This window comes from Paraliobacillus salinarum, assembly GCF_014083865.1.
Lineage (GTDB): Bacteria > Bacillota > Bacilli > Bacillales > Amphibacillaceae > Paraliobacillus > Paraliobacillus salinarum.
Window position 1 is genome coordinate 177,005 of record NZ_JACEFA010000005.1, and the last position, 24,227, is coordinate 201,231.

25 protein-coding genes and 1 other annotated feature are annotated in these 24,227 nt (G+C 34.7%); of the genes, 24 read left to right on the forward strand and 1 reads right to left on the reverse strand.

The window, feature by feature from the left end:
• Positions 1-12 precede the first annotated feature (12 nt).
• From rpsU to HP569_RS07565, 24 genes are all read left to right on the forward strand, one after another.
• Positions 13-186, forward strand: a complete 174-nt coding sequence (rpsU, locus tag HP569_RS07450) for a 30S ribosomal protein S21 (protein ID WP_067837072.1) — start codon at positions 13-15, stop codon at positions 184-186.
• Positions 187-246: 60 nt separating this feature from the next.
• Entirely contained in the window at positions 247-693 is a 447-nt protein-coding gene (locus HP569_RS07455; RefSeq protein WP_182200538.1) for a GatB/YqeY domain-containing protein, read from the forward strand.
• A gap of 216 nt (positions 694-909) precedes the next feature.
• Positions 910-2,196, forward strand: coding sequence for an NfeD family protein (locus tag HP569_RS07460; protein ID WP_182200576.1), 1,287 nt, complete (start codon positions 910-912; stop codon positions 2,194-2,196).
• Positions 2,197-2,209: 13 nt separating this feature from the next.
• Positions 2,210-3,196 carry a flotillin-like protein FloA gene (gene floA / locus HP569_RS07465; RefSeq protein WP_182200539.1) on the forward strand — a complete coding sequence of 329 codons (987 nt, stop codon included), beginning with the start codon at positions 2,210-2,212 and terminating at the stop codon, positions 3,194-3,196.
• Between the two features lie 52 nt (positions 3,197-3,248).
• A complete protein-coding gene (locus tag HP569_RS07470; RefSeq protein ID WP_182200540.1) occupies positions 3,249-3,695 on the forward strand; it encodes a hypothetical protein in 447 nt (148 codons plus the stop codon).
• A 117-nt stretch (positions 3,696-3,812) separates the two neighbouring features.
• Complete coding sequence (yqfC, locus tag HP569_RS07475; protein WP_182200541.1) at positions 3,813-4,109, forward strand: sporulation protein YqfC; 297 nt, start codon at positions 3,813-3,815, stop codon at positions 4,107-4,109.
• Positions 4,110-4,131: 22 nt separating this feature from the next.
• A complete protein-coding gene (yqfD, locus tag HP569_RS07480; RefSeq protein WP_182200542.1) occupies positions 4,132-5,346 on the forward strand; it encodes a sporulation protein YqfD in 1,215 nt (404 codons plus the stop codon).
• Between the two features lie 3 nt (positions 5,347-5,349).
• Entirely contained in the window at positions 5,350-6,315 is a 966-nt protein-coding gene (locus HP569_RS07485) for a PhoH family protein (RefSeq protein WP_182200543.1), read from the forward strand.
• A gap of 240 nt (positions 6,316-6,555) precedes the next feature.
• Complete coding sequence (locus HP569_RS07490) at positions 6,556-8,691, forward strand: HD family phosphohydrolase (protein ID WP_246366982.1); 2,136 nt, start codon at positions 6,556-6,558, stop codon at positions 8,689-8,691.
• Positions 8,692-9,159 (forward strand): rRNA maturation RNase YbeY, encoded by a 468-nt coding sequence (gene ybeY, locus HP569_RS07495; protein ID WP_182200544.1) that lies wholly within the window; start codon positions 8,692-8,694, stop codon positions 9,157-9,159.
• Positions 9,134-9,511: a diacylglycerol kinase family protein gene (locus HP569_RS07500; RefSeq protein ID WP_182200545.1), complete on the forward strand. Its 378-nt coding sequence runs from the start codon at positions 9,134-9,136 to the stop codon at positions 9,509-9,511. Before ybeY ends, HP569_RS07500 begins: the two co-directional genes overlap by 26 nt.
• A gap of 99 nt (positions 9,512-9,610) precedes the next feature.
• Positions 9,611-10,513 (forward strand): GTPase Era, encoded by a 903-nt coding sequence (gene era, locus HP569_RS07505; protein WP_182200546.1) that lies wholly within the window; start codon positions 9,611-9,613, stop codon positions 10,511-10,513.
• A gap of 128 nt (positions 10,514-10,641) precedes the next feature.
• Entirely contained in the window at positions 10,642-10,785 is a 144-nt protein-coding gene (locus HP569_RS07510) for a YqzL family protein (protein WP_182200547.1), read from the forward strand.
• Positions 10,786-10,823: 38 nt separating this feature from the next.
• Positions 10,824-11,594: a DNA repair protein RecO gene (gene recO / locus HP569_RS07515; protein ID WP_343051110.1), complete on the forward strand. Its 771-nt coding sequence runs from the start codon at positions 10,824-10,826 to the stop codon at positions 11,592-11,594.
• Positions 11,595-11,654: 60 nt separating this feature from the next.
• Positions 11,655-11,828: a binding site (T-box leader), on the forward strand.
• 74 nt (positions 11,829-11,902) lie between these two features.
• Positions 11,903-12,796, forward strand: a complete 894-nt coding sequence (glyQ, locus tag HP569_RS07520; protein WP_182200549.1) for a glycine--tRNA ligase subunit alpha — start codon at positions 11,903-11,905, stop codon at positions 12,794-12,796.
• Entirely contained in the window at positions 12,783-14,876 is a 2,094-nt protein-coding gene (gene glyS / locus HP569_RS07525; protein WP_182200550.1) for a glycine--tRNA ligase subunit beta, read from the forward strand. Before glyQ ends, glyS begins: the two co-directional genes overlap by 14 nt.
• An 18-nt stretch (positions 14,877-14,894) precedes the next feature.
• Complete coding sequence (locus HP569_RS07530) at positions 14,895-15,698, forward strand: pyruvate, water dikinase regulatory protein (protein WP_182200551.1); 804 nt, start codon at positions 14,895-14,897, stop codon at positions 15,696-15,698.
• Positions 15,699-16,000: 302 nt separating this feature from the next.
• Positions 16,001-17,821 (forward strand): DNA primase, encoded by a 1,821-nt coding sequence (dnaG, locus tag HP569_RS07535; protein WP_182200552.1) that lies wholly within the window; start codon positions 16,001-16,003, stop codon positions 17,819-17,821.
• Positions 17,822-17,853: 32 nt separating this feature from the next.
• Positions 17,854-18,969, forward strand: a complete 1,116-nt coding sequence (gene rpoD, locus HP569_RS07540) for an RNA polymerase sigma factor RpoD (RefSeq protein ID WP_182200553.1) — start codon at positions 17,854-17,856, stop codon at positions 18,967-18,969.
• Between the two features lie 135 nt (positions 18,970-19,104).
• Positions 19,105-19,653, forward strand: coding sequence for a hypothetical protein (locus HP569_RS07545; RefSeq protein ID WP_220464454.1), 549 nt, complete (start codon positions 19,105-19,107; stop codon positions 19,651-19,653).
• Between the two features lie 22 nt (positions 19,654-19,675).
• Positions 19,676-20,386 carry a tRNA (adenine(22)-N(1))-methyltransferase gene (locus HP569_RS07550; RefSeq protein ID WP_182200555.1) on the forward strand — a complete coding sequence of 237 codons (711 nt, stop codon included), beginning with the start codon at positions 19,676-19,678 and terminating at the stop codon, positions 20,384-20,386.
• Complete coding sequence (locus HP569_RS07555; protein ID WP_182200556.1) at positions 20,379-21,488, forward strand: Nif3-like dinuclear metal center hexameric protein; 1,110 nt, start codon at positions 20,379-20,381, stop codon at positions 21,486-21,488. Before HP569_RS07550 ends, HP569_RS07555 begins: the two co-directional genes overlap by 8 nt.
• Before the next feature lie 57 nt (positions 21,489-21,545).
• On the forward strand, positions 21,546-22,856 hold the full coding sequence (locus HP569_RS07560; protein ID WP_182200557.1) for a DEAD/DEAH box helicase: 1,311 nt from the start codon (positions 21,546-21,548) through the stop codon (positions 22,854-22,856).
• A gap of 31 nt (positions 22,857-22,887) precedes the next feature.
• Positions 22,888-23,778, forward strand: a complete 891-nt coding sequence (locus HP569_RS07565; protein WP_182200558.1) for a deoxyribonuclease IV — start codon at positions 22,888-22,890, stop codon at positions 23,776-23,778.
• 72 nt (positions 23,779-23,850) lie between these two features.
• Here HP569_RS07565 and HP569_RS07570 read toward each other — a convergent pair whose 3' ends face one another.
• Complete coding sequence (locus HP569_RS07570; RefSeq protein ID WP_246366984.1) at positions 23,851-24,135, reverse strand: DUF2624 family protein; 285 nt, start codon at positions 24,133-24,135, stop codon at positions 23,851-23,853.
• Positions 24,136-24,227 lie beyond the last annotated feature (92 nt).

Here is a 24,227-nt window from a genome sequence, read left to right on the forward strand (position 1 = left end):
AGGGAAATTAGCATGTCAAACACAACTCGCGTTCGTAAAAACGAGTCTCTTGAGGATGCTCTTCGTCGCTTTAAACGCAGTGTATCAAAATCAGGTACATTGTCAGAATACCGTAAGCGTGAATTCTATGAGAAACCTAGTGTTCGTCGCAAGAAAAAATCTGAGGCGGCTAGAAAGCGTAAGTAATTTTATTGCATGAACGGAAATGAAGTTTTTTTATTTCCGAAAAGAGGGTGTAGAACTATAATGTCATTATTAGAACGTCTCAACCAAGACATGAAAGCTGCAATGAAAAGTAAGGATAAAGAAAAACTAAGCGTTATTCGCATGGTTAAAGCATCTTTACAAAATGAAGCTATTAAACTTGGTAATGACGAATTAAATGAAGAACAAGAAGTAACTGTTTTATCTCGAGAGGTAAAGCAAAGAAAAGATTCCCTCCATGAATTTCAAGAAGCTGGACGTGTTGATCTTGTAGAAAAATTAGAAGTTGAATTAAATGTTTTACAAGCATATATGCCTGAACAGCTATCAGATGAAGCGTTAGAAAAAATTGTATTGCAAACCATTGAGGAAGTGAACGCTACTTCTAAAAAAGAAATGGGTAAAGTAATGGGTGCTTTAATGCCTAAGGTAAAAGGTAAGGCAGATGGAACCCAAGTAAAACAACTTGTTCAAAAGCACTTGTCTTAATCTATTTTAATGGTTTATAAACAAATAATCCCCTATCATTATTACTTGATAGGGGATTATTTTTATTAACATAATTATGCTATAATAAGTAACTGAATGAAACTTTTTCCCGCGTTTTAACGTAGATATTATACATAATAGAAAATAGAAAGGAGGGAGAAGGTGTCGAGCGCAAAACGTATTTCTTGGATTTTTTTAATAACGTTCATTTTTAGTATGAGTTTGCAATTACCAAATGTTAATGCAGAAGAAAGTAGTGATGGGGATGGCAAACTTGTATATATCATACCAATTGAAAAAGAAGTAGAACGTGGCTTAGAAGCTTTTTTAAAACGAACAACTACAGAAGCAAAAGAGGCGTCTGCAGATCATATCATATTTGAACTGAATACGCCAGGTGGTCGTGTAGATGCTGCAAATAACATTGCAGAGCTATTGCAAGATTTAGAAATTCCAACGACATCATTTATTACTAGTCGTGCATTATCAGCTGGATCATACATCTCATTAAATACGGATAACATATACATGAAACCACAAGCAACAATGGGATCTAGTGGTGTCATTAATTCAGATGGGACGGCGGCTGATAAAAAGGCCCAATCAGCATGGTTAAGTGCGATGCGAAGTGCTGCCGAATCTAAAGGCAGAGATCCTTTATATGCAGCTGCTATGGCTGATGCGGCTATCGATCTACCTGAATACAATGCTCCAAAAGGCGAATACTTAACTCTTGGTCCATCAGAAGCCGTTGAGGTTGGCTATGCAGCAGCTGTAGTGAACCATCGAACAGAACTATTGAATGAACTTGGACTCAGTAATGCAGAGATCGTTGAAACCGAAGTAACTTTCGCGGAAGAACTAGCTCGTTTCTTTACTAGTTCAACAGTAGTTCCTATATTATTGTCATTGGCTAGTATTGGGCTAATTGTAGAGTTGTATTCACCTGGATTCGGTATACCGGGATCAATTGGTTTAGTTTCTCTTGTTTTGTTTTTCTATGGACATATCGTAGCTGGATTTGCCGGGTATGAAGCGATTATATTACTAGGTCTAGGTATTATTTTAATTGTTGCAGAGTTATTTGTACCTGGAGGAATTGTAGGTGCTCTGGGGATCGGTGCTGTCATAGGATCGTTGTACATGTCAGCAGCTGATGTAGGTATGATGAGTTTAAGTATTGCGATTGCTCTAGTTGTGGCTATCATAACAGCTATTGTATTATATAAATTTATTGGTTTAGAAAAAGGCTTTTTCAGACACATTATTCTTAGTGATGCTACAACGACAGAGAAGGGGTACGTTTCTTCTATTAATCGATTAGAATTAATCGGGTTAGAAGGTATAGCACTTACACCGCTTCGTCCATCAGGAACTGCTATATTTGATGGTGAACGTCTTGATGTCGTTACTGAGGGGGGGTATATCGCAAGCCAACAACCAGTAAAGATTGTTAAAACAGAAGGCTCAAGAATTGTAGTTAGAGAATTGAAAAACAATTAGGAGGAATTCGTTTATGGGACCAGATCAAATTATTTCTTTAGTTATTATCGGTATTATTGTTATAGCAGTTGCCGTATTATTTACTTTTATTCCAGTAATGCTATGGATTAGTGCATTAGCTGCCGGTGTAAAAGTTAGTATTTTCACTTTAGTGGGGATGCGATTACGTCGTGTTGTTCCTGCTCGTGTGATTAATCCACTGATCAAGGCACATAAAGCAGGAATTGATGTAAATACAAACCAACTTGAAAGCCACTATTTAGCCGGTGGTAATGTTGACCGAGTTGTTAATGCGTTAATCGCTGCGCAACGTGCAAACATTGAACTTAGCTTTGAAAGAGCGGCTGCGATTGACTTAGCTGGCCGTGATGTACTTCAAGCAGTTCAAATGAGTGTTAACCCGAAAGTAATTGAAACGCCATTTATCGCTGGTATTGCAATGGATGGTATTGAAGTAAAAGCAAAAGCTCGTATTACAGTTCGTGCAAATATTGATCGTTTAGTCGGTGGTGCAGGAGAAGATACGGTTATCGCTCGTGTAGGTGAAGGGGTTGTTAGCACAATTGGTAGCTCAGTGGCACATACTGCAGTACTAGAAAACCCTGATTCCATTTCGCACAATGTTTTAAATAGAGGACTAGATGCTGGAACTGCATTTGAAATTCTGTCGATTGATATTGCTGATGTTGATATTGGTAAGAACATTGGAGCAATTCTTCAAACAGATCAAGCAGAAGCAGATAAAAACATTGCACAAGCAAAAGCAGAAGAGCGTCGTGCAATGGCTGTTGCACAAGAACAGGAAATGGTTGCACGAGTTCAAGAAATGCGTGCGAAAGTTGTGGAAGCAGAAGCTGACGTTCCATTAGCATTGGCAGAAGCTTTGCGTTCAGGTAACATGGGTGTCATGGATTACATGAATTACAAGAATATTGATGCAGATACAGATATGCGTGATTCTATAGGTAAATTATCTGAAGACGATTCTGATGAAAATTAAGAATGAAATGCCCAATACCTATACAGTATTTTCTGAAAGGGAGTGATGGCAGATGGAGAATATTGTAGGAATCTTAACATTGTTAATTGCAATTGGTGGAGGCTTATTAGGTTGGTTTGGACAAAACGAAGATGAAGATAGTAAGAAAACATCTTTTCCTTTTCCGAACCAGAAGAAGCCACAAGCACCTAACAATCATCCTAAAAAAGAGAATCCAACTGTCGATTATTCAGAAACATATTTTGATGAAAAACAAGCGCAATTGGATCACTTAAAATCCACCATGGACATCGATTACGATCAAATGGATTTACCAGCAAAAGAAAATATTGGTACTGTTAGAAAAGCAAACAAAGAAGTTAAAGTTAATAAAAGAAAGACTTCACTTTCTATTGGAAAAAATATTTCTAAAGAAGGATTAGCTGAAAGTGTGATTATGGCAGAAGTATTAGGACCACCACGAGCTAAGAAACCATATCAAAGAAAAATTTATAAGTAAAGCAAAGATCCCCTTACCTATTCTAAAGGTAAGGGGATTTACTATTAGTAAATTCAAATTAAATTAGTTCTGTTTTATGACCACATACATATATTAAAAATGGAGGAGGGTATCTTGATGAATAAATGGCAGCAACGATTAGGTAATTGGTTAACAAATCATCTTCACTTACCTTCTGATACAATTTTGAACCTTCCAAGAATTACAACCATTGGTCAATTTCATGCTTACATTGAAAACCATCGAGGATTACTTATTTTTAAGGATGAAGAAATACAATTAAAAACGATGCAAGGGGTAGTGGTGATCACGGGCAGTGATTTTGTTATAAAGACCCTTCTTCCAGAAGAGATACTAATCGAAGGAACAATTTCCACTATTCATTTCATTGACAGCAAGAATAACGAACAGTAATCAGATAATTGGAGGGTAATTTATGAATCACATCCAAGCCACTTGGTTACAAGGATATGTACAGCTAAAAATAGAAGGGTATCGCCCAGAATTATTTTTTGACTTGTGTGCTAGAAACCAAGTGCATGTATGGAAAATCAAAAAAATAAATGAAACAACCTGTACAGGACACATGTTTATAAAAGATTTAAAACAAATGAAGAAGTTAAGGAAACAGACACGATACAAAGTTTATTTTGTCAAAAAAAAGGGGCTTCCTTTTCTTTTTAAGCAAACAACAAGCAATCGACCTTTCATATTAGGTTTAATTGCTAGCTTTTTTTTCGTTTTACTTTTGTCTAATATGGTCTGGAGCATTGATGTACAAGGAGTACGACCTGAGATAGAGAAACAAATACGAACGACGTTAAATGAGAATGGAGTATACAAGGGTAAACTAAAATTCACTATTCGATCGGTGACAGATATGCAACAGTTACTTTTGGATGAAATTCCGGAGTTACTGTGGGTAGGTGTGAAGGAAAAAGGGACAACTTATGCATTAGAAGGAGTAGAAAAAACACAAGTATCTGAAACAGAAGAATCTTCCCCACGTCACATTGTAGCTAAGAAAAATGGGGTTATTACGGATATGTATGTTTCAAAAGGGCGTCCAATAGTCTCAGTAAATGATTATGTAAAAAAAGGTGATATACTAGTTGCTGGTACATTAAAAGAGGAGCAAGAGGAAGAAAGTGAAGATAAAAAAAGCAAGAACATATATGTAGCAGCACAGGCAGAAATATATGCTAATACTTGGTATGAATCTACTGTTTCCACTCCAACTGAAGCAGATTATCATGTGTTAACCGGGGACAATAAAAATAAATATTATGTTACTATTGGAAATGTTAGCTTTCCTGTTTGGGGTTTTTTTCAAAAGGATTATGAGGATCAACAGATTGAAATGGAGAAACGCCCATTGCACTTTTTTCAATGGACATTACCTATACATATTATCAAAATGAATATACATGAAAGAGACCATATTAAAGAAAAAAGAACAAAAGAGGAAGCAAAACAAATAGGTATCGAACAAGCCAAGAAAAATCTGCAATTGCAATTAGGAAGAGATTCAAAAATAATTAAAGAAAAAATTTTGCACGAAACAGCTGGGAATGATAAAGTGAAATTACGCTTATACTTTACAGTTAAAGAAAATATAGCGAAAACACAAGATCTTTCTCAAGGAGATTAATTTATGTCAGAAGCATTACATTTAATTGATTTAGAAATTAATGACCCAAACGAAGCACTTGCGTTATTTGGTGCTGAAGATAAGTATTTAAAACAAATGGAGCAACAGCTACAAGTTTCTATTATTACAAGAGGGCAACAAGTTCGTGTCTCAGGTAATGAAGAAGAAGTTAAAGTAATCCAAGAAATTTTAAATGCACTGCTAAATGTTATTAGAAAAGGACTAATCATTTCAGAGCGAGATATAGTCTATGCTGTTGAACTTGCTAAAAAGGGAAAAATACACCAGTTTGAAACGCTTTTTGAAGATGAGATAATTAAAAATGCCAAAGGTAAGCCAATTCGCGTTAAAACTTTAGGGCAGCGAACGTATGTAAATGCAATTAAGTCAAATGATTTAGTTTTTGGTATTGGTCCTGCTGGTACCGGAAAAACATACCTTGCTGTAGTGATGGCGATACAAGCACTTAAAAAAGGCAGTGTTAAACGTATCATCTTGACTAGACCAGCTGTGGAAGCTGGTGAAAGCTTAGGATTCTTACCGGGTGATCTAAAAGAAAAAGTTGATCCATACTTACGACCACTTTATGATGCGCTCCATGATTTGTTAGGATCAGAATACACGTTACGGTTAATCGAACGAGGTACAATAGAGATTGCTCCTTTAGCATACATGAGAGGCCGAACATTGGATGATGCATTTGTCATTTTAGATGAGGCACAAAACACGACACACGCACAAATGAAGATGTTTCTTACCCGTCTAGGTTTTGGATCGAAAATGGTGATCACAGGTGACATCACTCAAGTTGACTTACCAAAAGGTGTACAATCCGGATTAAAAACAGTGGAATCTAAGCTTAATCATGTATCTGGAATTTCATTCATATACCTACAACAAACTGATGTAGTAAGGCATCCGTTAGTTCAGAAAATAATTGACGCCTTTGAAACGTCTAGTAGCGAATGAATAGATTAATGTTAATTGCTATACAAACTAAATAACACGATCAAACGCATGATCCCTTATAATCCAATGATTATAAGGGCTTTTGTATATAGAAAAAATGGTATTACATGTAACAAATTATCTACCTCTATACATCAAGTTTAAATCAGTGTATGATAAAAGTGACAATAAATAGCAAGATTCCTGTTCGATGTTCTGTAGCTAACTGTATATTGTAGTAGCTGGAAAAGGGGAATATGGATGATAGAAAAGTGGAAAAATATAATACAATCTATGGGTTCAATAAACAAGCCATTTCCGATGATTATTTCAAGTCTGTTAATTGGTTTTCTGTTTTTTATTTTCATGTTATCAAACGTTTTTACTGAAACTTATGAAATAGAGCGGTTTAATAATGCAAAGGAAACCATACGATCACCAATAACAATAGAAGACAAGAAAGAAACAGAACAGAGACGAAGAGAAGCGGTTCAGTCTGTAAGTGATCGTTATTATATTTCCACAGAGACCACTGATGAACGTATCGGTTACATAGAAGAACTATTCGATGCAATTGCAACAACAAAGTCCAATTCTGAGAAGCAAGATGAACAAGATAAAGAGAAGTCTGTAAGTGATCGGGTAGAAGATTTACAACAAATTCTAAGCTCAGAAATAATCGTGGCTATAGATCAAGATTCATTATCTACATTAATTCAAATGAATGAAAATGACCTCTCCGTTGCTAAAGAATTATTGAGAACGACGCTATACAATATATTTAATGATGGTATACGCACAGAAGAAATTGATCAAGCAATAGAGCGATTTAATGACAGATTGCGATTTTCCAGTTTAAGTGTTGAAGTCAAACAAGCTTTGAGAGATGTTGGGTCATTTGCACTGGTTGCAAACTCGTTTTTCTCGGCAGAAAAGACGCAAGAAGCGGAGAAACAAGCGATAAACAATGTTGAGCCTGTCATGATTCGGGCTGGTGAAGTGATTGTTCAGGAAGAACAAACGATAACTAATGAAATATATGAGAAACTTGAGCTTGTAGGTTTACTCAATACAAATCGCAATTTTTACCCTGTAATTGGATTAACTTTACTTGTTCTTTTATTTGTCAGCTTCATTTTTCACGAAATGCTTCAATTAAATAAAAGTATTAAGTTAAATATGCGTTCTTTAATGGCGATTGTTGTGATTAGTTTATTAATAATAGCTATGATGAAATTTACTAGCTATTATACATTATCAAATAATCCGCTCTATTATTTATTACCTGTACCTATGGGTGTTATGTTAATAAAACTCTTATTCCGTGAACAAACAGCTATTAAATTTGCTGTGATTTTCTCTATTGTTGGAAGTATAGTCTTTAATGGACAAATTCCAGGAGCATTAAATACTGAAGTGGCATTATACTTTCTTGCCTCACAACTTGCCGGTATTGTGATGGTTCATTCAATAGAAGATAAAACCACTATATTAAAAGCAAGTATTGGCATGGCTATTGTTAATGCTAGTATGATAAGCATGTTTTTCTTTCTTTCATTTGAGAAAAATGAATGGATGACCCTTCTGTTGTATGAAGGATATGGACTAACAGCTGCTTTAATTGCTTGCGCGTTAACCATTGGTATTTTGCCATTCCTAGAATCAGGCTTAGGGATATTATCTGATTCCAAACTGTTAACATTAGCAAGCCCGAATCATCCATTATTACGTAAGATTTTAGTGGAAGCACCTGGTACGTATCACCACAGTGTTATGGTTGCTAACTTAAGCGAGGCTGCTTGTGAGAAAATAGGTGCTAATGGTTTGCTTGCAAGAGTGGCATCCTATTATCATGACTTAGGTAAAACAAAGTATCCACATTACTTTATAGAAAATCAAATGGGGATACAGAATCCCCACAAATTTATTGAACCAATGCAAAGTGCTGCTATTATTATTTCACACCCTTATGATGGAGCACACATGTTAGAAAAGCATCATATGCCTAAAGAAATTATTGATATCGCAAAACAACATCATGGCACAACATTACTGAAGTATTTTTATTATCAAGCAAAAGAAGTATATAAAGATGTATTAGAATCGGATTATCGTTATCCTGGGCCTAAACCGCAAACGAAAGAGGCTGCTGTCATTTCTATTTGTGACTCTATTGAAGCAGCCGTTCGGTCCATTGATGCTCCTTCAAAAGAGAAAATCAATGAAATGATTGAAAACATAATTCAAGCAAGACTTACAGATGGACAATTGAATGAAAGTTCATTAACATTTAATGAATTAGAAATGGTTCGGGTAACAATTAGTGAAACCTTAAATGGAATATATCATTCGAGAATCCAATATCCAGATGATAAAAAATTGAAGGAGGAAAAGTAAATGCATATTGATTTTCATGATCAAACAAATGAGGTGAATGAATCGTATATTGATATGATTCAACGTTTGATTAGTTTTGCAGCACAGCAGGAAAAGATTACAGAAGAAGCGGAAATATCAATTAATTTTGTAGACAACAGAGAAATTCAAATTATAAATCGTAATTATCGTCAAATCGATCGACCTACTGATGTCATCTCCTTTGCACTTGAAGAAGAAGGAGAGGGAGAAGTTAAAATAATCGGTGAAGACATGCCTTTAATATTAGGGGATATAGTTATCTCTGTAGACATGGCAAAAGAGCAAGCAGATGAATATAATCATTCATTAGAAAGAGAATTGGGCTTTTTGGCATTGCACGGTTTCTTGCACTTACTCGGATATGATCACATGAATGATGCTGATGAAAAAACAATGTTATCCAGACAAGAGGAATTGTTAAATGCATTCGGACTATCAAGGGAATAAAAAAAAGCGAATCGGACTTAGTTATGCCTTAGCAGGTATTCGTTATGCAATTTTGACAGAGTGGAATTTGCGAATTCATGTGATTGCTTTTATATCCGTTATGATTTTGAGTGCTTTCTTGAAAATCTCCATGTTAGAGTGGGTATCGGTCATTATTATAAGTGGACTTGTGCTCATTACAGAAATGCTAAATACTTCCTTGGAACATTTGTTAGATTATTTAGCTCCAGAATGGCATCCCGAAGTTGGTAAGATTAAAGATATGATGGCTGGAACGGTTTTCATAGCTGCTTTGTTAGCTATTATTGTTGGAACCATTATATTCTTGCCTAAGCTTATGGCATTCTTTTAATAATAAGATGAAGATATTTGAAAGCTTTTGTCGAATCTGTGAAATCGGTTTAAAGATATAGTAAAATAATTTTAGAGACATATTAATGGAGGAAACATCATGGAACAATCATACAAATCAGGTTTTATCACGATCATTGGTCGACCTAACGTGGGGAAGTCTACTTTTCTGAACCATGTCATTGGCCAAAAGATTGCAATAATGAGTGATAAAGCACAAACAACAAGAAATACAATTCAAGGCGTTTTAACAGAGCAAGATGCACAATTTGTTTTTATTGATACACCTGGAATCCATAAACCTAAACATCGATTAGGTGATTTCATGGTAAAGTTAGCAGAAAACACATTAAACGAAGTAGATATCATTATGTTTATGATCAATGCAGAGGAAGGTTTTGGTCGAGGAGATCAATATATTATTGATCGATTAGAAAATGTGAAAAAACCTGTTTTTCTAATTATTAACAAAATTGATCAAATACATCCAGATAAATTACTTGAGATTATTGATCAGTACAAGGACAAGTACCCATTTGAGGAAATCGTACCTATTTCCGCCTTGGAAGGTAATAATGTTTCACATTTGTTAGGGGTACTCAAGCGACATTTACCTGAGGGACCACAGTATTATCCAGAAGATCAAGTAACAGATCATCCGGAACGTTTTATCATGAGTGAATTAATTAGGGAGAAAGCGCTTGAATTAACTCGTGAAGAAATACCTCACAGTATAGCTGTTGTTATTGACCAGATTGAAAAAAATGATAATGAAAAAGTTCGCATTCAAGCAACTATTGTAGTGGAAAGAAGTTCCCAAAAAGGTATAGTGATTGGTAAACAAGGATCTATGTTAAAACAAATAGGTACAAAAGCGAGAAAAGATATAGAAGGTTTATTAGGAACAAAAATATACCTAGAGCTATGGGTTAAAGTGCAAAAAGACTGGCGAAACCGTACTCAACTTTTACAATCCTATGGTTTTAGTGAAGATGATTATTAATTCATGGTAAATTTTAAAACACATGCTTTATTACGTTATGGAAATTCTATAAGTGAATGAACAATGATAGAAGGAAGATGTATCATTTGAGAAGTAATCATTTATAAAATAGAAAGGTGGGGTTTCTTGTGATCGACTTGTCATGGAAAATATTTAGTCAGACAGGAAACATTGAAACCTATTTACTAATGAAAGAAATGGAAGCAGTGTATAGTGAAGGTGCATTAGCACAATTTAGAGAAGTAATGAAAGAGTATGACCAGAGAGTTTAAGGCCGTGATGACCTTTTTGTAGTGAGATAAGGGATAGGGTGAAACGATTGTTTGAGAAATTAGAGGGTACGATTTTACGTACACAAGATTATGGGGAAACACATAAAATTGTTACTTTGTTTACAAGAGAAAAGGGAAAAATTGCTTGTATTGCTCGTGGTGCAAAAAAACCAAAAAGCCGAATGGCTTCTATTACCCAGCCATTCATTCATGGGATGTTTTTAGTCCAAGGTGGTAAAGGTCTAGGAACAATGCAGCAAGGAGAAGTTATTCTTTCTTTTCGTAAAATTAGAGAAGACATTGTTAAAACAGCTTATGCCAGCTATTTAGCTGAGTTAACAGAAAAAACGTTAGACCAACAAAAGATTGAAAGTTATATATATCAGCAATTTTTCTTTTCTCTGCAAGCAATCGAAGCGGGTAAGGATCCAGATATCATTATGATGATGTATGAATTGAAGCTTTTTAGAAAAGCGGGTTTTGCGCCTGTATTACATCAATGTGTGCGATGCGCTAGAACAGAGAATACGTATGCTTTTTCTATTCAAGAAGGTGGTTTTCTTTGCAGTAAATGTAAGCTAGTAGATGAACGATCTGTGCAATTATCAGAAAAACTGACGAAGTTGCTTCAAATTTTTTCTCAAGTAGACTTACAGCAAATTGGGGAAATCTCTGTTAAAAAAGAAAATAAGGAATTATTGAAACAATTAGTTGAGGCTTATTACGACCATTATGGCAGTTTTTATTTAAAGTCAAAAAAGTTCCTCAAGCAAATTGATGTATTTAATGGTTGGTATGATACAGAATAACTTATAACAGTGACTTGACAAGCCATTACTTATATCTTATGATCTTATTACAAGTAGAGATAGGTCGCAATGATAGAAACAAGTACCTTTATTTTTTCTATTTTAGAGAGTTCAGGATGGTGAAAGCTGAACATAGAATGTAAAGGGAAGGCATTCTGGAGCACAGGTTATTTACAAAAGTGGTTATTCATTGAATAACAAATAGGGTGGAACCGCGGAAATCCCGTCCCTATACTTCAAATTATTGAAGTATAGGGACGGGATTTTATTTGTTACTGAGACAGCTTTAAATAAATGGAGGTAAGAAAATGAATATTCAAGAAATGATTTTAACCTTGCAAAAACACTGGTCGGATCAAAACTGTATTTTAATGCAAGCATATGACGTAGAAAAAGGAGCAGGAACGATGTCTCCAATGACTTTATTAAGAAGTTTAGGGCCAGAACCTTGGAATGTAGCATATGTTGAACCTTCAAGGAGACCAGCAGATGGGCGTTATGGAGAAAATCCCAACAGGCTATATCAACATCACCAATTTCAAGTTATCATGAAACCTTCTCCTGATAACATTCAAGAATTGTATCTTGAATCACTTGAAAAATTAGGGATTGATCCATTAAAGCATGATATTCGTTTTGTTGAAGATAACTGGGAGAATCCAACATTAGGGGCTGCCGGTCTGGGTTGGGAAGTTTGGTTAGATGGCATGGAAATTACACAGTTTACCTATTTTCAACAAATCGGCGGATTAGAAGCAAAACCAGTTTCTGTTGAGATCACTTACGGTATAGAGAGACTTGCCTCTTATATTCAGGATAAAGAAAATGTGTTTGAGCTTGAATGGACCAATGGTGTAACGGTTCATGATATCTTTTACCAACCTGAGTTCGAGCATTCTACTTATACATTTAAAGAATCGAACACGGATATGCTATTCGAATTATTTACAACGTATGAAGAAGAAGCGAAACATATTATGGAAAAAGGGCTTGTATTCCCTGCTTATGATTATGTTTTAAAATGTTCACATACATTTAATTTACTTGATGCAAAAGGTGTAATATCTGTAACTGAGCGAACAGGTTATATTGGCCGAGTGCGTAAATTAGCGAGAGAAATAGCGAAATTATATGTTGAAGAACGTGAACGATTAGGTTTTCCAATGTTAAAAGAGGAGGGAAATCAACATGACAACAACTAATGTATTATTTGAGATTGGTCTAGAAGAAATGCCTGCACGTTTTTTAGCAGATACTGAAAAACAATTAGAGGAAAAAACGATAGATTGGTTACAATCGCTTCGTTTACCATATAAAAAACTAACAACTTTTGTTACGCCAAGAAGATTAGCTGTCGTAATTGAAGGGTTAGCAGAAAAACAGTCAGATCAATCTGAAAAGGCGAAAGGACCTGCTAAAAATATAGCTTTGGATCAAGATGGTAATTGGTCAAAAGCGGCAATAGGCTTTACCAAAGGACAAGGAAAAACTGTAGATGATATATACTTTGAAGATGTAAAAGGGACAGAATATGTATTTGTAAATAAATATATTGAAGGTGCGACAGCTGAGAAGTTATTGCCTAGCTTTAAAGAAGTTATTTTAAATTTGAATTTCCCAAAGAACATGCGCTGGGCAGATAAGAATTTACGATTTATTCGTCCGATAAGATGGATTGTTGCTTTGAATAATCAATCTGTGATTCCCATTGAGATTGAAGGGGTGACAAGTTCAAATATTACATTTGGACATCGATTCTTAGGAGAAAAGTTTACAATCAACGATCCATTATCCTACCAAAAAGAACTGGAAAATCAATATGTACTTGTAGACAGCAAGCAACGAAAACAAATGATCATCAACCAAATAGAACAGTTAGAACAAAAAGAAGGATGGCGCATTCCTGTTGATGAAGAATTACTAGAAGAAGTTACGCAACTTGTAGAGTATCCAACCGTGTTCTTTGGTACATTTAACGAAAAATTTCTCGACATTCCTGACGAAGTGTTAATTACTTCTATGAAAGAACATCAGCGTTATTTTCCTGTGTTGAATAACACAGACGGTTTATTACCGTATTTCGTAGCAGTTAGAAATGGAGATGACAAGCACATTGATGTAGTAACAAAAGGAAATGAAAAGGTACTTAAAGCTAGATTAGCTGATGCGATGTTCTTTTATGAAGAAGACCAAAAACAATCAATCGAAGAAAATAATAAAAAACTTACTAGAATGGTCTTTCAAGAGAAGTTAGGAACAATTTCTGATAAGGTTAACCGCGTAGTTAAATTGACAAGTAAATTAACAGATCTCTTAGAAGTGGACCAACACACAAAAACAAATGCTATTCGTGCTGCAGAAATTAGTAAATTTGATTTAGTATCTAACATGGTTAATGAATTTACTAATCTTCAAGGAATAATGGGAGAGAAATACGCACGGATTTTTGGTGAAAATGAGCAGGTTGCAAAAGCAGTAAATGAGCATTATATGCCACGCTCTGCTAATGGTATATTACCAACCACGATCGAAGGTTCTATTGTAAGTATTGCTGACAAGCTAGATACAATTATTGGATGTATTTCTGTTGGTTTAATTCCTAGTGGCTCACAGGATCCATATGCATTAAGAAGACAAGCGATGGGTGTTTTACAAATTCTTGATGATAGAGGCTGGACCATTTCCGTTGAAACATTATTGCAGAAAGCTATGGAAATCTATCAGGAAATGGATGACGTGATAAAAATAGAAGAAGGAGCAGAATCGCATATTCATTCTTTCTTTTATGCTCGTGCTTCTTTCCATCTCAAACAAGTAACGAGTGAACAAGATATTATCCAGGCTGTCCTTGCAAGCGGGATTGGAAATATTTCATTTGCGTATAAAAAGGCACAAGTATTAACAACGAAAAAACATGACCAGTCCTTTAAAGATACACAAGAGGCGCTTGTTCGGAGTTTAAATATTGCAAAAAAAGGTGAATATAGTGGTGTTGATAGCAACCTGTTTGAAAATGAATATGAGAAAGTGCTTTATGATAATTATCAATCAATCAAACCAGTTGTATTGAAACACCTTGATCAATTAGACGCAGAATCATCTATTCATACGTTAAGTGAATTAACAAATTCCATTCACGCATTTTTTGATCATACAATGGTTATGGCTGAGAATGAGAAACTTAAGCAAAACAGAATTTCTTTATTAAAAGATATTGCTGCATTAGTTTATCAATATGCTGATTTGAGCCTGGTGGAATGGAAACAACAAGCTAGCTCTTAATAAGTTGGAGGATTATACATGAAACCAATTATTTATTTAGTGTCGGATTCAGTAGGAGAAACTGCGGAACAGGTAATTAAAGCAGCTCTTTCTCAATTCATTAATGGGATAGAATATGAAATCATTCGCATTCCTTATGTGGAAGATGTGATGAAACTTGAAGAGGTAGTAGAAAAAGCGGCAGAAAAAAATGCTATTATTGGTTTCACACTAGTTAACCCTATTTTACGACAATGTATGACACAAAAATCATTAGAGTTAAATGTTGAATCAATTGATATCATTGGTCCTATGTTGGAAGGAATGGAAAGGTATTTTCAACAAAAACCTAAATTAAAACCTGGACTAGTCCACCAACTAGATGAAGCATACTTTAGAAGGGTTGAAGCAATCGAATTTGCGGTTCGATTTGATGATGGGCGTGATCCAAGGGGTATAGAGCAAGCAGATATTATTTTAGTCGGTGTTTCGCGTACATCAAAGACACCATTATCTCAATATTTAGCCTTGAAAAGTTTTAAAGTTGCAAACGTACCAATTGTTCCAGAAGTAGATCCTCCATCAGAGTTGTTTCAAATTGAACCACACAAATGTATTGGGTTGAAGATCAGTCCTGAGAAGCTAAATGACATAAGAAAAGAAAGACTTAAATCTTTAGGTCTTAAGGAAGAAGCTAGTTATGCAACCTTTGAAAGAATTGATTATGAATTAGATTATTTTCAATCTGTCATAAATCGTATAGGTTGCCCAGTTATAGATGTTTCGCATAAAGCGGTAGAGGAAACAGCAAACCTCATTCTACAGATGCAAACTCCTATTTAATGAACAACGTAACAAGTGATAGTCAATTTTTCACTTGTTACGTTGTTTTATGGCGTTTGTTTAGAGGAAACATTTTTTAATAGTATTTTTAATAGTTTTGTATTATAATTAATATTTGTGAAAAAAATGTTTAAAAAAGCAAAATGATTGCTTTAATATACTCCTGTCTATGTTTATTCAGAGTGAAACAGAGGTATTATATAAATATATTTGGAAAAAGTACGAATTAATTTATAAAAAAATGTCGAATGTTGCAGGGATTCTTCTTTTTTTATAGAAATAATAACGATGGTGATGTAAAAATGACAATGCATATTCCAGAGGAAACTGTGGATGAAATTCGTCAGTCAAACGATATAGTCGACGTAGTGGGAGAATATGTTGCATTAAAAAAGCAAGGGAAAAACTTTTTTGGTTTATGTCCTTTTCATGGAGAGAAAACTCCGTCCTTTTCAGTTACCCAGGATAAGCAAATTTTTCATTGCTTTGGGTGTGGTAAGGGTGGTAACGTATTTACATTTTTGATGGAAATAGAAGGTTTTTCCTTTTATCAAGCGGTGCAACATTTAGCTGATAAAAAAGGATTCTCTTTGTCTGAAAGTTTGGGATCACAGCAAGAGCAAGGCGTTTCAAATGAGGAACAAATGAACTTGAAGGCTTTTGAATGGTTAACGAAACTATATCATCATCTACTACGCCATACAAAAGAAGGAAAACAGGCTTATCAATATTTGTTAGAACGTGGCTTTTCCGATGAAATCATTCATACCTTTCAATTAGGTTATTCGCCCCAATCAAAAGATCTTATTACACAATTTCTAGAGAAAAAAGGTTATCATTCGCAACACATGGTAAATGCTGGTGTGCTAACAACAAATGATCATAATCAAACAACAGATCGATTTCGGGGAAGAGTCATTTTTCCGATTCGAAATCATCTTGGAAAAAGTGTTGGGTTTGGTGGCAGAACGATCACGGATCAAGAGCCTAAATATTTAAATAGTCCTGAATCAATTTTATTTCAAAAAGGGAAGTTACTATTTAATTTTGATCTGGCAAGAAGCTCAATAAGAAAGAGTGGTCAAGCAATACTTTTTGAAGGCTATATGGATGTAATCGCTGCTTATCAAGCTGGTATAATGAATGGATTAGCTACACTAGGTACTTCTATCACAGAAGCACAAGCGCGTTTACTTAATCGATATGCCGACACAATCATCGTTTGCTACGATGGAGATGAAGCTGGAATTAACGCATCTTACAAGGCAGCGAGATTATTGCATCATATCGGTAGTAATGTAAAGGTTAGTGCCATTCCAGAAGGATTAGATCCGGATTCTTATATTGCTAAATATGGATCAGATCGCTTTAAACATGAAATAATTGAGGCAAGTTATACGTATATATCATTTCTAATGGAATATTTTAAAAAAGATTATAATCTCAAATTAGAAGGAGATCGTATACAGTATATCGAAAAAGTAATAGACGAGCTGGCATTAATTAATCGTCCGATGGAACGTGAATACTATGCAAAAGAATTAGCATCTGAATATGAACTTTCCATGGATACGATTGTTTATGAAATTAACAACCGTAGGAAAAAGTTAGGAAATCACCAGGATAAGCAAAGAACAACTAGCCATACTAAAAGCAAATTAAGCTTTAAAAAGCAAAATAAACTACTTCCAGCTTTTCATAATGCAGAAAAACAATTACTTACTTATATGCTTCATGATTTTTATATTGCTGAAAAGGTTAAGGAAAGTCTTGGTGCTTCTTTCAACATTGATATGCATAAAATTATTGTAACGCATTTATATGCTTTTTATGAAGAAGGTCATGAAGCTAATATTAGTCAGTTTATCGAGCGAATAGACGATGATAAAATTAAAAATTTTATTATTGAATTGGCTATGGAGAACGTTCATGCTGATATTAGCGATAAAGAAATACAAGACTACATTCGTATTATTAAAGCTGAACATGGAGACAAGGCAATTATACGAGGATTACAAGAAGAACAAAAAAATGCAGAGATACAACAAGATTTTGTTAGAGCTGCACAAATCGGTATGGAAATACTAGAGATTCAAAAGAAGATCAAAAATGCTAACCACTGATAGAGTATGTAGTTTTGGAAGGAGGGGGACTCATGGCAGACAACAAGCCATCACGTTCAAAAGAAAATGAATTGACACTAGAACAAGTGAAAGAACAATTATTAGAAATGGGTAAAAAAAGAGGCGTATTAGCATACGAAGAAGTAGCTGAACGCTTAGCAAATTTCGAACTAGAGTCAGACCAAATGGATGAATATTATGAGTACCTAGGTGAGCAAGGGATAGAAATAATAGGTGATTCAGAAGAAGATCCTAGCATGCAACAGATTGCAAAAGAAGAGGAATTTGATTTAAATGATTTAAGTGTTCCGCTAGGCATAAAAATCAATGACCCGGTTCGTATGTACTTAAAAGAGATTGGCCGAGTAGATTTATTGTCAGCAGCAGAAGAAATTAGCTTAGCAGAAAAAATTGAGCAAGGGGATGAAGAAGCTAAGAAACGTTTAGCTGAGGCGAACTTACGTTTAGTTGTAAGTATTGCTAAACGATATGTCGGTAGAGGTATGTTATTCTTAGATTTAATTCAAGAAGGAAACATGGGACTAATTAAAGCTGTAGAAAAATTTGATTACAGAAAAGGCTTTAAATTTAGTACGTATGCTACTTGGTGGATTCGTCAAGCAATTACAAGAGCAATTGCTGACCAAGCAAGAACTATTCGTATCCCTGTTCATATGGTCGAAACGATTAACAAATTAATTCGTGTGCAAAGACAACTATTGCAAGATTTTGGCCGCGAACCAACACCTGAAGAAATTGGTGCGGAAATGGAACTAACTCCAGAAAAGGTACGTGAAATCCTAAAAATCGCACAAGAACCTGTCTCTTTGGAAACGCCAATAGGTGAAGAAGATGACTCCCATTTAGGTGATTTCATTGAAGACCAAGAAGCTACCTCACCTTCTGACCATGCTGCTTATGAATTGCTAAAAGAACAGCTTGAGGATGTACTGGATACATTAACCGACAGAGAAGAAAATGTATTACGCCTACGTTTTGGTCTTGACGACGGTCGTACAAGAACATTAGAAGAAGTAGGTAAGGTGTTTGGTGTGACACGTGAACGTATCAGACAAATAGAAGCTAAAGCACTTCGTAAATTACGTCACCCAAGCCGTAGCAAACGATTAAAAGATTTTCTCGAATAAAAAAACAAACATAAGGCTCAGTCTCTTGCTTCCAATTAGTTTAGATTGGTTGGGCATGTTGACTGTGTCTTTTTTTATGAATTATTTGGTTTTTGAACTGTTAGTATATGTCAAATGGACTGGGGTGTACAACACATGTCAGATGAAAAAAAGACCATTATCATCAAGGAAATTCACAATTGGAAAGAGAATCATTTATTGCCTGAAAAATATTGTGATTACCTATTAGCTTTATATACACAAGGTGATTCAACAGAATTAGAATTTGAAAGCAATAATTTGAAAGAATCACCAAAAATAAGCATGTTACATGTATTATTATTCATTGTGAATATTTTTGTTTTGCCAATTACATTTATTGTATTATATTTTACTGATTTTAATATCAACTTGCAAGTTTCTATTGGAATTTTCCTGGTAATGTTCAGTTTATTTATTTATTATGTTATCAGGAAAAAAGTTCAATATTTACATTATTATTCTTTTTTTATTTTATTATTAACACTATTACTTACTTCAATTGGAATACTGCAACGCTATACAAATCATTTTGCATTATTAAATGCTGTAGCATCGGTTCAATTGCTAACTTGGGGATTGATAGGAGTATTAAAAAAACGTATACTCCTAATTAGTATTGGTTCTATTGGCTTTATCATCACGATAATATTATTTTTATTTTAAAAACGAACGAGGAGTACCTAAAATGAATGAAAGAATACTTTCAAAACGCTTACGACAAATTGCGAATTATCTTCCTGAGAAGGCTAATTTTGCTGATATAGGTAGTGATCATGCTTATTTGCCTTGTTTTGTATGTAGTCAAGATAAAAATGCAACTGCAATTGCTGGTGAAATTAATGAAGGGCCTTATCGTAGTGCTGAAAGAAATGTAGCTGCACTTCATTTAACTGATCAAGTTAAGGTAATAAAAGGGGACGGATTAGCTGTTCTGAATAATCAAGACGTCGATCAAGTTGTTATTGCAGGGATGGGTGGAACACTAATTCGAACCATATTAATGCAAGGGAAAGATAAGCTTACAAATGTGAAACGAATTATTGCGCAGCCGAATGTAGATGCGTATGCAGTTCGTGAATGGTTTTACAACAATAATTATCACTTGATTGCTGAAGAAATTATTAAAGAGGATGGTCACATTTATGAAATTTTAATAGCCGACAAAGAAGTGACTACTCCTATTTATGATGAGAAGCAACTCAGGGCATCTTTGCTATTCGGGCCGTATTTATTAAAAGAAAATAGTGTAGTATTTCAAGAAAAATGGGAATCAGAGAAAAATAAACTTGAACGAGTTGTAAAACAGATGCACCAAGCGAAAGAGATCGATTATGAGAAAATAAAACAGTTTCAATATGAGATAGAACTGATTGAGGAGGTCTTAAATCATGACTAATTCGATTTTGGCAAAGGATGTAATCAATATTATTGAAAGATGGGCACCAAAAAAACTTGCTTCCGATTGGGATAATGTAGGTCTGCAGATTGGTACATTGCAAAAAGAAGTGAAAAATGTGATGGTGACCCTAGATGTTTTAGAGTGTGTCGTTGATGAAGCGATTGAGAAACAAGTAGATTTAATCATTGCACATCATCCTATATTATTCAAAGGGTTAAAACAAATTAACTATGATCAGGCTAAAGGAAGAACGATTCAAAAGTTAATAAAAAATGATATAGCTGTCTATGCAGCACACACCAATTTGGATATAGCTGTTGGCGGAGTAAATGATATGTTAGCAAAAAAATTGGGTGTTAGAGATACAAATGTACTCGTACCATCCGATCACGAAGGTCTAATGAAGTTAGTTGCTTATGTTCCTGAAACACACGTTGAACAAGTGAAAATAGCATTAGGAGATCAAGGGGCAGGACATATAGGTAATTATAGTCATTGTACTTTTACACAAGAAGGTACAGGATCGTTTGTTCCGCGCGAAGGTACAGATCCTTATATCGGTTCTCTTGGAAAAGAAGAAAAAGTGAAAGAAATGAAATTAGAAACGATTATTTACGAATCAGAAAAAGACTTTTTTGTAAAAATACTACTCGAGTCACATCCATATGAAGAACCTGCATTTGATTTAATACCGCTAGCTAATCATGGAAAAGTAAACGGACTTGGACGAATTGGTTTCTTAGCACATGAAGTAAAATTAGAAGACTTTTGTAATCAAGTGAAAGAGAAGCTTGATATATCTAATCTACGTGTGATTGGTAACTTAAATAAGAAAGTAAGCAAGGTTGCGATACTTGGTGGAAGTGGAGAAGGTTTTATTTCTAAGGCAAAACAACTGGGAGCAGATGTCTATATTACCGGCGACCTCACCTTTCATGAGGCACAAGATGCTATGGAAATGGGTTTGGCAGTAATAGACCCTGGGCATTACGTAGAGAAAGTGATGATCGAAGGAATGATCACATATTTACAAGAAGAGAAATTACCAGTAACATTTATTCCTTCAACTAATAATACAGATCCTTTTCAATTTTTGTGAAGTCATAAGGTAGAACAACACAAAATGAAAGAAATAGATCGTAGAGGAGTTTTTAAAATGAAAAATCATCAATTTAAACAATATCAATTACAGGAATGGATGCATAATGTTATCGATCAATTAGAGTTTAGTGAACCAACACCAATTCAACAAAAAGTTATCCCAGCAGCATTGCGTAAAGAAAATATTATCGGACAATCACATACAGGTTCAGGTAAAACACACGCATTTCTTATTCCGATATTTAACCAACTAAATTTGGACAAGCAAGAGGTTCAATGTGTGATCACATCGCCAACAAGAGAATTAGCAACTCAAATTTATAACGAAGTAAAGAATATGATTCGCTTTTCTGAACATGCAGAACAAATCGATGCAAAGTTATTAATTGGTGGAACAGACAAAAAAAGAACAATAGAAAAATTAACAACACAACCTAAAATTGTAGTAGGAACACCTGGAAGAATATTAGATCTAATTGAAGAAGGTGCGTTAGATATTTATTCTGCTCAATCTTTTGTGGTTGATGAAGCTGATTTAATGCTTGATTTAGGACTTATCCAAGAAATTGATAAAATGTTAGTCCGAGCACAAGAACGTATTCAGACCTATGTTTTCTCAGCTACTATACCAGAACGGTTACAACCATTTTTAACGAAATATTTGCATAACCCTTCTTATTTTCATATTAAAGACCATTATGCACCTGAGACTATTGAACACCGTCTAATACCTTTGCGGCACCGTGAAATTTCTGACGTGATTATGAGTATAACGCAAGTGATTAATCCATATCTTGCAATTATTTTTACTAATGGGAAGGAAGCTGCAAACAAGCTTCAGCAAGAATTACAAGAAAAAGGATTATCAAGTGGTGTCATTCATGGTGGTTTAAAGCCAAGGGAACGAAAACGTGTGTTAAAGGATATCCAGGGTTTGCGATATCAGTACATTGTAGCGACTGATTTAGCTGCTCGAGGGATTGATATTAAAGGGATAAGCCATGTTATTAATGCGCAAATGCCTAAGGAAGAACCATTTTACATTCATCGTGTTGGCCGAACTGCTCGTGCAGGTATGGAAGGAACTGCAATTAATATATACACAGATGAAGACAAGCCATTAATAGAAAAGCTTACGCAAAATGGTCTAACCTTTTCAAACTATGATATTGTTAAAGGTGAATGGCGAGAAGTTAAAGCTTGGGATGAACGAACACAGCGTAAAAAAGAAGGACATGACGTTGATAAAGAAGCATGGAGTAAGGTAAGAAAGACTAAAAAAGTAAAGCCTGGCTATAAGAAAAAAATGAAGTATCAACATGCGAAAATAAAAAAACAATTAAACAAAAAGAAATATAAAAAGTAAGGTATATTTTAGTTTGGGAGAGGTGTTATGATTGAAGATAGGTTCACATGTTTCCATGAGCGGAAAGAAAATGCTATTAGGCTCAAGTGAAGAAGCAATTTCTTATGGTGCATCTACATTTATGATTTATACTGGCGCACCACAAAATACGAGAAGAAAAGCGATTGAAGAATTAAATATCGAGGCTGGCTTGGCCCATATGAAAGAGCATGGAATAGAAGACATTGTTGTACATGCTCCGTACATTATTAACTTAGGTAATACAACAAAAAAAGAAACATTTGAATTAGGTGTTTCTTTTATGCAAAATGAAATCGCAAGAACAGCAGCGATCGGAGCAAAACAAATTGTGCTTCATCCAGGTGCACATGTTGGACAAGGAGCAGACAAAGGGATTGCAAGAATCATCGAAGGTCTTAATGAAGTATTAGAAAAAGATCAAGATGTACAAATTGCATTGGAAACGATGGCTGGCAAAGGTTCTGAGGTTGGAAGAACATTTGATGAGCTTGCACAGATTATTAATGGTGTAACACGTAATGAAAAGCTGTCAGTTTGCATGGATACCTGTCACGTTCATGATGCAGGTTATGATATTGTTAATGATTTTGACGGGGTTTTAAATGAATTTGATCGAATAATTGGTATTGATCGATTAAAAGTGATTCATGTCAACGATAGTAAAAATCCAATGGGAGCACATAAAGATAGACACGAAAATATAGGGTTTGGCCATATTGGTTTTGATGCATTAAACTATATCGTTCATCATAAACAATTAGAGCACTTGCCAAAAATATTAGAGACGCCATATGTAGGTGAAGATAAGAAAAATAAAAAAGCTCCTTATAAATTTGAAATAGAAATGTTAAAGGGAAATCGCTTTGATGTTGATTTAAAAGATAAGATTATGCAACAATAACAAAAAAACGCAGCTACTTCTATATGATGTGGCTGCGTTTTTGTTGTTGAGAGGATGATTGATTGACACAGTTTATGAAAACCACTCTTCCACACCATACTGTTTTATTAATTCATTAAATAGTCGTTGGGTTTGTTTTGCTGTATTTAAGTCAGTTATTTCTGCGAGTGCTCTAAACATTTTCATTCGATCGGTTCGCAACAGTGGATTTAGATTTGTGGATTGGAGAAACTGAACAATGTGATTAGCTTGTACGGAAGTGATGCTAATTTGATACTGTTGAGCGTAATCAAGAAGTTCTGAGACGGATAAGTTTTTTATTTTTTTTTCTATCATTTGTTTAATAAATGGCTGCACAAAGAACACTCCTAATTAATCATTTTGTTTTATATAATCTATGCATTTGCGAAGAAAAAAGTGTGTATTAGTTGCAATTCATTCGCTTCTAC